At 70.0% G+C, this 13,687-nt stretch carries 12 protein-coding genes; 9 read left to right on the forward strand and 3 right to left on the reverse strand.

The genetic code is table 11. The annotated features are described in order from the left end of the window. Positions 1-8: 8 nt before the first annotated feature. The 9 genes from ACPYN4_RS00340 to ACPYN4_RS00380 all read left to right on the forward strand — a co-directional run bounded on the left by ACPYN4_RS00340 (position 9) and on the right by ACPYN4_RS00380 (position 10,146). A complete protein-coding gene (locus ACPYN4_RS00340; RefSeq protein WP_239279894.1) occupies positions 9-1,640 on the forward strand; it encodes a lipopolysaccharide biosynthesis protein in 1,632 nt (543 codons plus the stop codon). Beyond that, positions 1,637-3,019, forward strand: a complete 1,383-nt coding sequence (locus ACPYN4_RS00345) for a glycosyltransferase family 4 protein (RefSeq protein ID WP_239279893.1) — start codon at positions 1,637-1,639, stop codon at positions 3,017-3,019. The genes ACPYN4_RS00340 and ACPYN4_RS00345 overlap by 4 nt, the downstream gene beginning before the upstream one ends. Then, positions 3,019-3,867, forward strand: a complete 849-nt coding sequence (locus ACPYN4_RS00350) for a glycosyltransferase (protein WP_239279892.1) — start codon at positions 3,019-3,021, stop codon at positions 3,865-3,867. Before ACPYN4_RS00345 ends, ACPYN4_RS00350 begins: the two co-directional genes overlap by 1 nt. 94 nt (positions 3,868-3,961) lie before the next feature. Continuing rightward, the gene (locus ACPYN4_RS00355) at positions 3,962-4,669 is read left to right on the forward strand and encodes a hypothetical protein (RefSeq protein ID WP_239279891.1); all 708 of its coding nucleotides are present in this window, start codon (positions 3,962-3,964) and stop codon (positions 4,667-4,669) included. Then, on the forward strand, positions 4,666-5,586 hold the full coding sequence (locus tag ACPYN4_RS00360; RefSeq protein ID WP_239279890.1) for a hypothetical protein: 921 nt from the start codon (positions 4,666-4,668) through the stop codon (positions 5,584-5,586). The genes ACPYN4_RS00355 and ACPYN4_RS00360 overlap by 4 nt, the downstream gene beginning before the upstream one ends. Before the next feature lie 73 nt (positions 5,587-5,659). Further along, positions 5,660-7,060, forward strand: coding sequence for an O-antigen ligase family protein (locus ACPYN4_RS00365; protein ID WP_239279889.1), 1,401 nt, complete (start codon positions 5,660-5,662; stop codon positions 7,058-7,060). Further along, positions 7,060-8,640 (forward strand): acyl-CoA ligase (AMP-forming), exosortase A system-associated, encoded by a 1,581-nt coding sequence (locus ACPYN4_RS00370; RefSeq protein WP_287269180.1) that lies wholly within the window; start codon positions 7,060-7,062, stop codon positions 8,638-8,640. The genes ACPYN4_RS00365 and ACPYN4_RS00370 overlap by 1 nt, the downstream gene beginning before the upstream one ends. Beyond that, positions 8,637-9,863, forward strand: a complete 1,227-nt coding sequence (locus ACPYN4_RS00375) for a pyridoxal-dependent decarboxylase, exosortase A system-associated (protein WP_281653672.1) — start codon at positions 8,637-8,639, stop codon at positions 9,861-9,863. The genes ACPYN4_RS00370 and ACPYN4_RS00375 overlap by 4 nt, the downstream gene beginning before the upstream one ends. Before the next feature lie 25 nt (positions 9,864-9,888). Then, positions 9,889-10,146 carry an acyl carrier protein gene (locus ACPYN4_RS00380; protein WP_281653673.1) on the forward strand — a complete coding sequence of 86 codons (258 nt, stop codon included), beginning with the start codon at positions 9,889-9,891 and terminating at the stop codon, positions 10,144-10,146. Positions 10,147-10,181: 35 nt separating this feature from the next. Here ACPYN4_RS00380 and ACPYN4_RS00385 read toward each other — a convergent pair whose 3' ends face one another. Genes ACPYN4_RS00385 through ACPYN4_RS00395 form a run of 3 tightly spaced genes read right to left on the reverse strand, consistent with a single transcriptional unit; the run spans position 10,182 to position 13,660 of the window. Next, entirely contained in the window at positions 10,182-11,039 is an 858-nt protein-coding gene (locus ACPYN4_RS00385) for a hypothetical protein (RefSeq protein WP_239279885.1), read from the reverse strand. A gap of 4 nt (positions 11,040-11,043) precedes the next feature. Further along, positions 11,044-12,471: a glycosyltransferase gene (locus tag ACPYN4_RS00390; RefSeq protein ID WP_239279884.1), complete on the reverse strand. Its 1,428-nt coding sequence runs from the start codon at positions 12,469-12,471 to the stop codon at positions 11,044-11,046. After that, positions 12,464-13,660 (reverse strand): glycosyltransferase, encoded by a 1,197-nt coding sequence (locus tag ACPYN4_RS00395; RefSeq protein WP_239279883.1) that lies wholly within the window; start codon positions 13,658-13,660, stop codon positions 12,464-12,466. Before ACPYN4_RS00395 ends, ACPYN4_RS00390 begins: the two co-directional genes overlap by 8 nt. Positions 13,661-13,687: the final 27 nt, after the last annotated feature.

A 13,687-nucleotide genomic window follows, 5' to 3' on the forward strand; every position in this document is an offset into this window, starting at 1 on the left:
CGGCCGCGATGATCAACGCAGAATCAGGGCAGCCGTCCGACCCGGTGCAGGCATCGCTCGACGAGCTGGCCGTCGACAGCGTCATGGCCGAACGCGTCGAGGAAGAGCGCGCGGAGGAATCCGGCGCGGCCGCGGATGAGAGCATCGGGCGCCAGGCGACAGCCGGGGTGTTCTGGCTGACCGCGCAGCGGTGGGCCATCCGTCTGCTCGGCTTCGTGACGATCGCCGTCCTCACGCGCCTCCTGTCGCCCGAGGACTTCGGGACGGTCGCGGCCGCGTCGACGGTGCTGCCGTTCTTCTTCCTCATCGCCGATCTCGGGTTCGCCGCCTACATCGTCCAGGTGAAGGATGCCGACCGGCGCATGCTCAGTACGGCGTTCTGGTTCTCTCTCATCGCCGGCGTGCTGCTGTGCGCGGTGATGGTCGCGATCGCGCCGTTGCTCGGTGTGGTCTTCCACGATGAGCGCGTGACCCCCGTGCTGCAGTCGCTCTCGCTGTGGGTGGTGCTGACCGCGTTCGGGTCGGTCCCGATGGCGCTGCTGCGCCGGCGCATGCAGTTCCGGATCCTCGCACTGCAGGGGGCGGTGGCCGCCGTCATCGCGCAGGTGGTGGCGATGGCCGTCGCATTCGCCGGTCTCGGAGTGTGGGCGCTCGTGGCGCAGAGCCTCGTGGCCCCGGCCGTGACCACTCTGCTGGCGTGGATCACGTCCCGCTGGCGTCCGGCGATGCTCTTCTCCTGGCGGGAGTTCCGCGTCATGGCGGGCTTCGGCGGTCAGGTTCTCGGGGTCGAATTCGTCGCGATGCTCCGTGCGTGGGGTGAGGCCGCCGTCATCTCGGGCACGCTGGGCATCGCCGCGCTCGGCTACATGAGCATCGCGCAACGCCTCGTGCAGGTCGTCCAGGACCTCACGGGCAGCGCGATCGTCCCCGTGACGACGGTCGCCTTCGCCAAGATCCGCGAAGCGCGGGATCGGCTGCGCGACGCGTACCTGCGCGCGGTCCGGATGACGTATGCGGTGCTGTCGCTGCCCCTCGCCGTCATCGCCGTCACAGCACCGCTCGTCGTGCCGATCGTCTTCGGCGACGGGTGGGAGCAGAGCTACACGGTTGCCCGGATCCTCGCCCTCGGCGGTGTCCTCACGGTGGGCGCAGCGCTCGATCATGGGCTCTTCTATGGACTCGGAAAACCCGGAACGTGGTTCGTGTACGCACTCGTGATCGATGGGCTCACCCTCGGCACGACGTTCTTCCTCGCCTCGCAGGGACTGGTCGCGATCGCATGGGGATTCCTGGGAGTGTGCATCGTCGCGACCGTCAGCCGCTGGTTCCTCACGGGGAGACTTCTGGAGACGTCCGCCTGGACGGTCGCGGGCCCCTTCGGCTACCTCGCCGTCGCCGTGATCCTCTCGGGAGGTGCCGGCTGGCTCACCCTCACGCTCACCGCCACGTGGCCCGCCGTGCTCTCGATCATCCTCGTGGGAGCCGTCGTGAGCGTCCTCCATCTCGCCGTGACCAGGCTCATGGCTCCCGACGTGCTCACCGAGGGGTTCGCGATGCTCGCGCGCTCGAAGGTCGGAGCGCGTCTGCCGTTCGTCCGCGGGGCGCGTGAGCGCGCCGCATCCAGAGAGGTCAACACATGACTGCGTCGTCCCGCCGTTCGCGCGTGCTCGTGATCGTGCAGAACCTGCCCGTCCCCCTGGACCGTCGGGTCTGGCTGGAATGCCAGGCGCTGCGCGCTCAGGGGTACGAGGTCTCCGTCGTCTGCCCCAAGGGCCCGGGCGACCCCGCCTATGAGGAGATCGATGGCGTGCACATCCACAAGTACGCTCCCGCACCCGAGGCGAAGGGGCTGCTCGGCTTCGCGATCGAGTTCGCATATTCGTGGGTGCGCACGGCGCTGCTGTCCCTGCGCGTTCGGCGTCGGCATGGCTTCGATGTCATCCAGGCGTGCAACCCGCCCGACACGTACTGGCTGCTGGCTCTGCTGTGGCGCATCCGCGGCGTGAAGTTCGTCTTCGATCAGCACGATCTGAATCCTGAGCTCTACATCTCGCGGTTCGGCAAGCCCGCAGGGCTGGCGGGGCGCATGCAACTCGGTGCTCTGGCGCTCCTCGAGCGCAACACCTATCGCGTCGCGGACCGTGTCATCTCGACCAACGGCTCCTACAAGCGAGTTGCAGAACGCCGCGGCGGGCTCGACCCGGCGCTCGTGACAGTCGTCCGCAGCGGTCCTGACACGACGGTGATGCGGCCGATCTACCCCGATCCGACCATCCGCGCCGGTGCCGAGCACGTGCTCGCCTACATCGGGATCATGGGCCCGCAGGACGGCGTGGAGAACATCCTCGCCGTCATGGACGAGCTCGTCCACCGGCGCGGACGGACGGGCGTGCGCGCCGTGCTGATGGGGTTCGGCGATTGCCTGGAAGACCTGCGTCGCGAATGCACCGAGCGACGCCTCGATCAGAACGTCGTATTCACGGGGCGAGTGGGCCCGGCCGAGATCGCGCAGAACCTGAGCGCCGCGGATCTCGGTCTCGGTCCGGACCTGAACACGCCGCTGAACAACGTGTCGACGATGAACAAGACGATGGAGTACATGGCCTACGCGCTGCCGTCGGTGTCGTTCGACCTGGTGGAGACGCGCGTGTCGGCAGGGGAGACCGGAGTCTTCATCCCCTCCGGGGACATCGTCGGTTTCGCAGACGCCGTCGAGGCGCTCCTGGATGATCCGGAGCGACGCACGCAACTCGGCCTGGCGGCACGCCGGCGCGTCGTCGCGGAGCTCGACTGGAAGCCACAGGCCGAGGCCTACGTCGGCGTGTTCGACGCACTGATGGACGAGTATCCGGATGCCGCCCGCCTGGCTGTCTGGCCGTACGCGGCGCGACCGGAGAAGGCGACCTCGGCGGACCGCGCATCGGTGGACCTCGACGACGCGGAGGAGTTCGCGCGCTTCGCCCGGGAACGCACCGCGCCGTCGGTCGTCGCGCCGTCACGGCGCTCCGAGGACGGCTGATGATGCTCGACCATCTGCTGCTCACCCGTTTCAACCTCCCGACCGGTGGCGTGGAGGCGCGCATCCGCGCGAGTGAGACGTGGCTGACCAACCGGTGGGCGCTGTTCGAACGCTATTGCGCGCCGTCGGTGAGCCGCCAGAGCACCGACGATTTCACGTGGCTGATCTTCTTCGACCCCGAGAGCCCGCAGTGGCTCAAGGATGCGATCGCCCCGTACGCCGAGGTGGGCCTGTTCACGCCCTGCTTCCGCGTCGAAGTCACGCCGGAGTCGCTGCTCGAGGACATCCGAGTCGTGGCTCGTCACACGGACGGCATGCTGCTGACGACCAACCTCGACAACGACGATGCGATCGCCGTGGACTTCCTCGAGCGCGTGCGCGCCGCGGTCGACTTCGACGACCGGCGGGCGCTCTACGTGCCTGAAGGGCTCGTCAAGGGGCCTGACGGCCTGTATCAGCACCGCGACGAACACAACGCCTTCTGCTCGGTCGCGACCCCGTGGTCGCGACCGTCCACGTCGTGGGACGAGTGGCACAACATGCTCGGACGCACGATGCCTGTCGTCCTGATCGACGGGGCGCCGGGATGGCTGCAGGTCGTCCACGGAGAGAACGTCAGCAACCGGGTACGCGGCCATCTGGCCTCGCCCGCGCGGTGGCGGTCGGCGTTTCCGGGCGCGCTCGACGACGTCGCAGACCCGGGGCGTGGGGCGCTCCTGCGTGACCGCTTCGTGAGCGGGCCGGCCCGCCGCCTGCGCGATGCCGGCCGCAGCGGCATCCGGCGTGCGGCGATCGCGGTACTCGGCAAAGAGGGGCTGCTACGCCTCAAGGCGCGACTGCGCCCGTAATGGCGGGATAATCACAGAACGCGCGCCGTCCCAGCCGAGTATGCTGGCCGGAATCGCGCTCTGTGTGGGGAGACACTGTGTGGGGAGGGGAGCGATGACGTTTCGCGACGTCCTGGGGGCTGTCTGGCGACGCCTGTATGTGGTGTTGGCCGTCGTCGTGGCATTCGCCGTGCTCTACCAGTCCCTCGCCCGCGATGGCGGTTCGTACTACACCCACAGCACCGTGACCTTCACGCTCCCCCTGCGATCCACCCTTCTCCCTGGCAGCGGCACGACCGACGCGAGTGTCATCGCGTTCGCCGGGTCGGTCGCCGCCGAACTCAACGGCGGTCGCCCCGTGCTCAGCTATTCGACGCTGGATGCCCCGTACTACGGCGCCGGCATCCGTGAGGGAGTCGTCGTCGGGCTTCGCAACGACGGCAATCAGTGGATGTCGATCTTCCCGTCGGCGACGATCGACATCCGGATCGTCGGACGCACGAAGGAGTGGGTGGCGGAGCGTCAGAGCGCACTGCTCGACGAGGTTCTCGGCATCGCCGAAGGACAGCAGGTCGCGGCGTCGACCGCGCCGGAAGATCGGATCACGGCGACCGTCGGTCCCCTCAGCACGGAGATCTCGCAGGTCTCCCCGTCCCGTACGGAACAGATGATGGCCCTCGCGGCCATGATGCTGGCCGCACTGATCGTGGGGGTGTCGGGCGCCATCGGCCTCGATCGCCTCCTGCGCACACCGAAGCGCCGGTCGCTTCGACGTGGTCTCGCCACCGCGGGCTCACCCCAAAGAGGAAGCACAATCTCATGAACGTTGCAGATACCCTTCGAGGTCTGCTCCGACGCTGGTACGTCACCGTGCCCGGTCTCGTCCTCGCGTTCGCCCTCGCCGTCGCCACCTACGTGATGGTTCCGCCGGTGTATCAGCGCACCGCGACCCAGCTGCTCATGCCGGGCGAAGGCACGGTGCCGCCGGGAGCGACGAACCCGTACCTGTACCTGGGTGGGCTGACGCAGGCCGCCGACATCGTCGTCCGCGTGATGCAGTCCAACGAGGTGCTGGGCCCCGTGGCGGAGAAGCACCCGGACGCTGAGCTCAAGGTCGCGCGCGATTCGCAGGTGTCCGGCCCAGCGATCCAGATCACGGTCACGGCGTCGAGCGATGCCGCGGCGGCGTCCGCGCTCGATGCGCTCGTCGATCAGACCGGGGTCGTGCTCGAGCGTCTGCAGACTCAGCAGAAGGTCACCCCCGACGATCAGATGCGGGTCGCCACGCTGACGGAGGACACCCAGAGCACCCTCCAGCAGAAGAACCGGCTGGTGCTCGCCGCCGCGGTCGGATTCGCCGCGGTGCTGCTGACGCTCGTGGTCGCGAGCATGGTCGACGGTCTGATCCGGCGGGCACGACGCTCGGGACGCGGCGGGGTGCGAAAGCGCACCACCGCGATCGCGCCAGAGGACGCCGATGAGGGCGCCGCGGAGGTCGACGCCGATGATGTCACGCCGGATGCTGTGGTGGCGGATGCCGAGGGAGCCGACGTCCCGCTGACCGAAGCCGCGGCGACGGATGCCGAAACGGGCTCCGCTTCGAAGGCCGCGGCCGAGGCGTCGCTCGATGAGGTGGCGGAGGCGGACCTCGACGGCTTCGACCCGTCTGCCGAGGAGGAGGACGGCGACGAGACGACCGACGACGCCGACCGCGCGCGCGTCGGGCGCCTCTCACGCTGATCCGATGACTCTGCACAGCGAAGCGCCACCGGTTGCGGTGGGGACCACGGGGATACACGAGAGATCGAGCGGCGTGAGCGCCGCGACGATGCTCACGGTGTACCTCGTGCTGCTGTTCGCTGTGCCGTCCTACCTCACGATCAGTCCGCTCGGCGGGCTCGGTCGGCCCTCCGTGCTGTGGGGGCTCGTGCTGCTGTTCTGGTGGATTCTCGCCGCACTGCAGCGGCGGGGGGCCCCGCTGCTGCGCGTCGCGCAGCCCGTGCGCATCTTCTTCCTGGCGCTCGTGGTCGTCGCCCTGGTGAGTTTCGCCGCCGCGCTCTTGCGAGGCCAACCCGCCGACCAGATCAGTCCCGCCGCGACGGCGCTCGTGCGGTTGGCGTCGTGGGGTGGGGTTCTGCTCGTCGCGATAGACGGCATCCGCACCCACGCCGACGCGGCCCGTCTCGCTCGAAGACTGGCCCTCGCAGGTGTGCTCTTCGCGGCGTTGGGGCTTGCGCAGTTCCTCACCGGGCAGTCGCTCCTCGGGTGGATCAACCTCATCCCCGGGCTCGGTGCCGACGCGGGTGACGTCGCGACCCGCGGTGCCTTCACCCGGCCGTCCGCCACCGCGACTCACCCTCTGGAGTACGGCACGGTGGTCGTCGCGGCACTCCCGCTCGCGATCACCGCCGCCGTCAACCGAGGGTTCCGAAGTGCCGCCGCCACCGCCAGTGCGCTCTGGTGGTGGCTGGGCGTCGGCATCCTGCTGCTCGCGTCGCTGCTGACGGTGTCGCGGTCTGCGCTCATCGGTCTCGGCGTGGCGCTCATCGCATCTCTGCCCGCGATTCCCCGCGCCTATCGCTGGTTCGTCGCTGTCGGGGGTGTCATGATCGCCGGCGTCGTCTTCGCGCTCATCCCAGGGATGTTCGGCACGCTCGTGAACCTGTTCGCGGGTGCCTCCAACGATCCGAGCACGTTGTCACGGCAGGCAGCCCTGGCCCGAGTGCCCGACTTCCTGGCATCCTCGCCGATGATCGGCCAGGGGTTCGGCACGTTCCTGCCGCGCTACTACATCTTCGACAACGGGTGGGTGCTGCTCACGGTGGAGCTCGGTGCACTCGGCGTCGCCTGCATGGCGGCGATGGTGCTCTCGGGGATCTTCAGCGCACTCTGGGCGAGCCGTCACTCGCCGTACGAGGAGACCCGCGCGATGAGCCGCGCCCTCGCCGCCTCGCTGCTCACCGCCGCCGTGCTGCTGCTGTTCTTCGACGGTCTGTCGTTCCCGATGTCGGCGGGGCTCATCTTCTTCCTCGCCGGGCTCTGCGGCGCGCTCCGCACGATCGCCGCGTCGGACGACCTGCTCGTGCGCGATCTGGGGCGGGTCTCGCGCGCCGAGCCGGAGGACAGCGTCTCCGGCGAGGGCGTCCGTCCGTCGAGCATCGCCGCGCGCGACCCCGCTTTCCGCTTCGCCACTGCCCGATCCGAGGACACCTGATGCGCATCCATCTCCACGACCTGCTCGTCGAGCGAGCGTTCACGCATCCGAACGACCCGGCGCTCACGTCCGGCGATCGGACCATGGGCTACGGCGAGCTGTGGGCGCAGACTCGCGATACGGCGCTGCAGTTGCGCGCTCTCGGCGTCACCCGCGGTGATCGAGTCGCGATCTACCTCGAGAAGCGGCTGGAGACCGTCGCGGCGATCTTCGGCACGTCCGCTGCCGACGGCGTGTTCGTGCCGATCAACCACGTGCTCAAGCCCGCGCAGGTGGGGCACATCCTCGCCGACAGCGGGGCACGTGTGCTCGTCACCTCAGCCGACCGTCTCGCCCAGCTGGCGGGGGTGCTGGAGGAGACCGCTGTCACCGATGCGATCGTCGTCGGCGCCGCCACTCTCCCCGACGCTGAGCACGTCGCCGTTCAGGCGTGGCATCCGCAGGGTGCCTCGGAAAGCGCAGAGCCTGCCCTTTCCGTCGAACTGCCACCTCCGGCGTCCATCGATCTCGACCCCGCGGCCATCCTCTACACCTCCGGCAGCACGGGCAGGCCGAAGGGCGTCGTGCTGAGCCACCGCAATCTCATCGTGGGGGCCGAGAGCGTCAGCACCTATCTGCACAACACGAGCGACGACGTCATCCTGAGCGTGCTGCCGCTGAGCTTCGACGCCGGCTTCAGCCAGGTCACGACCGCATTCGCCGTCGGCGCGCACTGCGTGCTCATGAACTATCTGCTGCCGCGCGACGTCGTGCGCCTGTGCGAGAAGCACGGGGTGACAGGGCTCACGTGCGTGCCGCCGCTGTGGTTGCAGCTGATGTCGGTGCCATGGCCGGAACCTGTCGCGACGCGCCTGCGGTACTGGGCCAACACCGGTGGACGGATGCCGCGCAGCACGCTCGACCGCCTGCGGGAGACCTTCTCGGGCGCGGCGCCCTACCTCATGTACGGTCTCACCGAGGCGTTCCGCTCGACCTACCTCGACCCGGCCGAGGTCGACCGTCGTCCGGACTCCATCGGCAAGGCGATCCCGAACGCCGAGATCCTCGTCCTGCGCCCGGACGGCACCGTCTGCGAGCCCGGCGAGGAGGGAGAGCTCGTGCATCGGGGAGCCCTCGTGGCCCTCGGCTATTGGAACGACGCGGCGCGCACGGCCGAGCGCTTCCGCCCGATCGCGCGCCCCGACCAGCCGTGGCGGGCTCCCGAGGCGGCGGTATGGTCCGGCGACACGGTCGTGGCCGACGAGGACGGCTTCCTGCGGTTCGTCGGTCGCGCCGACGACATGATCAAGACCTCCGGCTACCGGGTGAGCCCGACCGAGCTGGAAGAGGCCGCGTACGCGACCGGTCTCGTCGGAGACGTCGTGGCGGTCGGGGTGGAAGACCCCGCCCTCGGCCAGCGCATCGTGATGGTCGTCACGGCGGCCGGCGACGCCCTCGAGGAGCAGGCGCTCGTCGCCGCGCTGCGACCGCGCCTGCCCGCCTACATGCTCCCTTCCCGCGTGGTGATCCGCTCGGAGCTGCCCCGATCCCCGAACGGCAAGTTCGACCGCCCTCTCATCGTCCGCGAGGTATCCGCATGACTCCGCACGAACACGCGACCCGCTTCGGCACGATCGACGGAGAGCTCCGCCTGGGCGGCCAACCGCTGAGCCGCGTGGCGGCGCGCGTCGGGCAGACGCCGTTCTTCGCGTACGACCGATCGCTGCTCGACGCCCGGGTCGACGAACTGCGCGGTCTTCTGCCCGCGCGCGTCGAGCTCAGCTACGCCATGAAGGCGAATCCGATGCCCGCGCTCGTGCAGCACCTCGCGCGTCGCGTCGACCGCATCGACGTCGCCTCGGCGGGCGAGATGCAGCACGCGCTGGACACCGGCATCCGTGCCGATCGGGTCAGCTTCGCCGGACCCGGGAAGACCCCCGCGGAGATCCGGCAGGCCGTCGCTGCCGGCATCATCGTCGAGGTCGAGTCGGCGACGGAGCTCGCGCGCGTCACCGCGGCGGCGGGGCAGCTCGGGGTGCGCGCGCTCGCCGCGGTGCGCGTCAATCCCGACTTCGCCGTCAAGGGCTCGGGTATGCGCATGGGCGGCGGGCCGCAGCAGTTCGGCATCGATGCCGAACAGGTACCGGACGTCCTCGCACGCGCCGGCGACGCGGTCGACATCCTCGGATTCCATGTGTTCGCGGGTTCGCAGAATCTGCAGGCGGACATCATCGCGGAGGCGCAGCGGCGCACCGTCGACCTCGTGACGGACCTCGCCGAGCACCTGCCCGGACCGCTGCGATACCTGAACCTCGGCGGCGGTTTCGGCATCCCTTACACCGCCCGCGACCAGCCGCTGGATCTGCGCGCTGTCGCCGAAGGGCTGGCGGAACTCGTCGATGGGCCGATCGCCGCGCGATTCCCCGAGGCGAGTCCCGTCATCGAGCTGGGGCGCTTCCTCGTGGGGGAGTGCGGGGTCTACGTCACGCGGGTCGTCGATCGCAAGGTCTCGCGCGGCAAGACGTTCGTCGTCGTCGACGGCGGCATGCACCACCAACTGGCCGCGTCGGGCAACTTCGGCCAGGCGATCCGCCGCAACTACCCGGTCGTCGTCGGCAATCGCGCGACCGATGCGAAGGACGACGATGTCGTGACGGTCGTCGGATGCCTCTGCACGCCACTCGACCTGCTGGCCGACGACGTGCCGCTGCCGGACGCCGACATCGACGACCTGATCGTCGTGTTCCAGCAGGGCGCGTACGGACTCACCGCCAGCCCCACCGCCTTCCTCGGACACCCGGCACCCGCCGAGGTGCTCGTCTGACCGCCGATCCGAACCAGGAGACCCCATGGCCACCGACACTCTGAACGCCGTGCGCGAGGTGCTCATCGACGCGCTCGATCTCACGCAGCAGCCCGACGAGCTCACTCAGGAGACCGCGCTGTTCGGCGCACTCCCCGAACTCGACTCCTTCGGCGTCGTCGCGCTCGTCGGCGCGCTCGAGGACCGTTTCGACATCGTGATCGACGACGACGAGTTCGGAGCCGAGCTGTTCGAGAGCGTCGGCACGCTCACCGACTTCGTCGACGCGAAGCTCGCGGTCTGACAGGCGGTGACGCGCCGCGCGCTACCCGCGGCGCGTCACCAGGCGAGCAGTGCGAGCTCGCTGTAGAGATAGTCCACGTCGGCGTCGACCACGTCCCCGCGCACCATCTTCGGGCGCGGGTGGGCGAGTGCGCGACCCAGTCCGTCGGTGAAGCCGAGGATCCGGCGCTCGGCGAGGGTGAACGGCAGACGGTGTCGCAGCAGGATCCGTGACCGGACGCCGCCCCAGGCCTCGCGCAGCAGCCCGCGGTCCCCGCCGACGTACAGGGGTGCCGCGAACAGTCGCAGGCGCTTGCGGGACGTCGCGCGGTACACCAGGTAGGCGTAGTCGCTGCCGCGCTGCACGAGCAGGTGACGCGCAGCCGAGGCATCCGCGTGATCCCGGTAGACCTCGGCGTCGCGGTCGCGGAGCACGCTGCCCAAAGCGGCCGGGTCCTCCGTGAGACGCACCCCTCGCGGTGCCGGGCGAGGGGCGTTCACGACGAGTCGCGTCGTGCCGTCGAGCGTGCGCATGCCGAGGCGCTCGTTCATCGCGATGACGTTGCCGCTCGGCGAGAAATCGGTGAACACGTGTCCGGGCTGCGCGAGCAGGGCGCGCACGAGTTTGAGGCTGTGCATGCGGTACTCCTCGCGCACGCAGAACGCCGCGAGGTTGCATGTGGTGAGGGGGCCCGTGCTGGTCTCGCGGCGCGCGTAGACGGCGGCGTAGACCCCGACGACCTCGCCGTCGACGGTGAGCTGGAACCCCCGATTCGGCCCCGCGTCCGGCCACGAAGGCTGCAGCAGCGCCTGCCAGCGGGCGACGCTGACCGCGGAGTTGAGCTCGGTGTGGAGGAACCGGGCCGCGGGCCCGGTGTCATCTGCGGTGATCGGCGAGGTCTCGACGCGTGCCATGGGCTCAGCCTCTTTCCCGGTGAGCGTTATGCGCGGCGGCCGCGCGGATGACAGCCGCGTGCCCCGCGAGCATCGCCTTGACTCCCGAACGCTCGTCATCGGCAGCACCCGTCGCGGCGGCGCCCCCGGAGCGTTCGCGGAGGACCGTTGCGGCGATCCGACGCACACCCTCGCGAAGCTCGGCGGCGTTGGACTGGCGACGCGAGCGCCGGCGGGCGGTCCGCACGCGACCGTCGCTGACGGCGTCGGCCGCGCCGGTCGCATTCGCGATCAGCACCGAGCGCCCCGCATCCCGTTCCACGAGTTCTCGTGCCCCGCCGACGTCGCTGAGCAGCACGGGGTGCCCGAACGCCATCGCCTCGGTCGCCGCCACGGGCCACCCCTCGAAGAAGGAATCGAGGACGAAGGCATCCGCCGCAGACAGGAGCGTGCGGGCATCCGAGTTGCCGAGCAGATGGATGCGGTCAGCGGCGGGACCTGAGCGGCGTAGCGCGTCGGTGCGGCGCACCTCGACGCGGTCGGACGCGTCCCCCGCGCAGATCAGATGGACGGGGGGCGTCGTGTCCGCCAGCGCCGGGGCGATCGCCGCGACGAGCCCCGCATAGTTCTTCTGCGCGTCGTAGCGGGCGAGACTCACGAACACGATCGCGTCCCCCAGGTCGTGCTCGATCGCGAGGGAGAGCGCGGTGCGGGCGGCTGCCCGCTCCTGTGCGGTGGGTCGTGCCACGGTGGGAGCCCCGTTCGGCACCACCGTCACCGGAACGCGGATGTCTGCGCGCTGCAGATGGAAGTCGCGCACGGTGGCGCTCACCGCAATGGCCGCCACCGATCCGGCGGCGAGGGCGCTGAACTCGCGCCAGCGCGCCGGTGTGTAGTGGATCTCGGTGTTGTGCATCACCGGAATGAGCGGTACCCCGCTCGCGAGGAGTGCGCGTTCGATGAACGGCGAGGCACTGTGCGACTGCGCCACATCGGGGCTGAGGCGGGCGATCGCCGCGGACGCCTCCGCCTCGTCGCCGACCGAGACGACGTCGATCCCCGCGGAGCGAAGCCGGGCGGCGCGCTCGCCGTCACCGCGGCAGAGCACGATGGGCCGGACCTCGTACCGGTCGAGTCCGCGTGCGAGCATCTCGATCACGGTTCCGATGCCGCCCACGTCGAGCCCGTCCGCCGCGAGCAGACACACCGTCGGCGCACCGCGATCCGTTCCCGAGTCGGTCTCGCTCGCGGCAGGGGAGGCTGACGCGGGCGATGGTCGTTCGGGTGCGTCGTCGGCCGAGCGCAGGGTCGGGAGCGGACGGCGGAGCACGGCAGCGGTCAGTCGATGCACGTACCCGTAGCGCACGCGAGGAGGCAGACAGTCGGTGAGGAACACCACGACGCCCCACGCCGATGCGGCGGGGCCGGCGGCGCGGCGCCGGGCGTCAGGCAAGGCCCGGGACGGGTTGGTTGCGCCACGACGGCCAGAGGGACGCGAGTTCGGCGGCGGTGACCCCGAACAGCGCCCACTGGCCGGTGGAGTGAGAATTGCCGAGAAGATGGGGCTCGTCCTCGAGCGGGCCCCACGCGGCCAGGACGTCGGGGGTGAGGCTCGCGACGAAGATCAGCTCGTCGGGTTGACGCTCGGCGATCATCCGGCGCGCCTCGTCGGCACCTGCCGCCGTGACACGGAACGGCCGGCCGAACCGGTCGAGGTGCTGCGAGAAGGTCGCGACAGCCTCCGGGTCGAGGTCGATGACGTGCAGGGATGCCTTGCCACCCGTTTCGAGGGCGTCGTCGATCAGCATCCGAATGTCCGCGAGCACCTGTGCGCTGTCGGGGCTCGCCCGGCGCGTCGTCCGGGCGACTCGCGACTCGTTCCACCACAGCCGCGCACTGTTGTAGCGCCGGAGCCCCGCCGAGAGCCGGTCGGCCGTGGCCCCCGAGCGGCGGATCGTGCCGCAGGTCGTGTGCAGCGGAAGCAGTTCGGGGTACGCGTCTCCCACGTGTCGATGCGCGAGGTCGAGCTTGGCGAGGTTCGTGCTCAGGCTGTTGTGCGTGAGCGGGATGTCGCGTGCGACGGCTCGCAGCCCGGCGCGCCGCATCCGGGCCGCGTACTCGACGCCGTAGGCATGCCACGCCAGGAGCGGCTCTTCGGCGAACGGCTCGCGGAGGATCTGGTCGCGCGTCGTCATCAACAGGACCTCGTCGAGGGAGTCCACGTCGCGCGGAGTCGGTGCGAGCTCACCGATCGGCACGATCCGGTCGCGGATCCGGCCGACGATGCTGCGGTCGGCGTCGATGCCGCAGGCGCCCAGGATGCCGATGTCGGTGGCATCCAGCAGCTCCGCGGCGACCTCTTCGAGCCGCGGCAGCGAATGGAGCACGACATCCTGGTGCACGAAGACGACCACCGGATTCCGTGCGATCCGGGCGCCGTGGTTCAGTGCCGCGCCGGCGGTCGAGAACCGACCCTCACGGTTGTCGACCGCGATCAGCTCCGTTTCGGGGGCATCCGTGCTCTGGGCCCTCACCGATTGGCGCAGGCACGAGTCCAGAACGGCCTCGTCGTTGTAGACGCACACGATCGAAACGGGTGCGCGGCGGGCGTTCCCGGCGTTGTGATCGGATGTCGAGGACACCACAGAATTCTACGGGGGATCACTAGG

The sequence above is a fragment of the Microbacterium sp. CH-015 genome, assembly GCF_049707015.1.
Taxonomy (GTDB): domain Bacteria; phylum Actinomycetota; class Actinomycetes; order Actinomycetales; family Microbacteriaceae; genus Microbacterium; species Microbacterium aurum.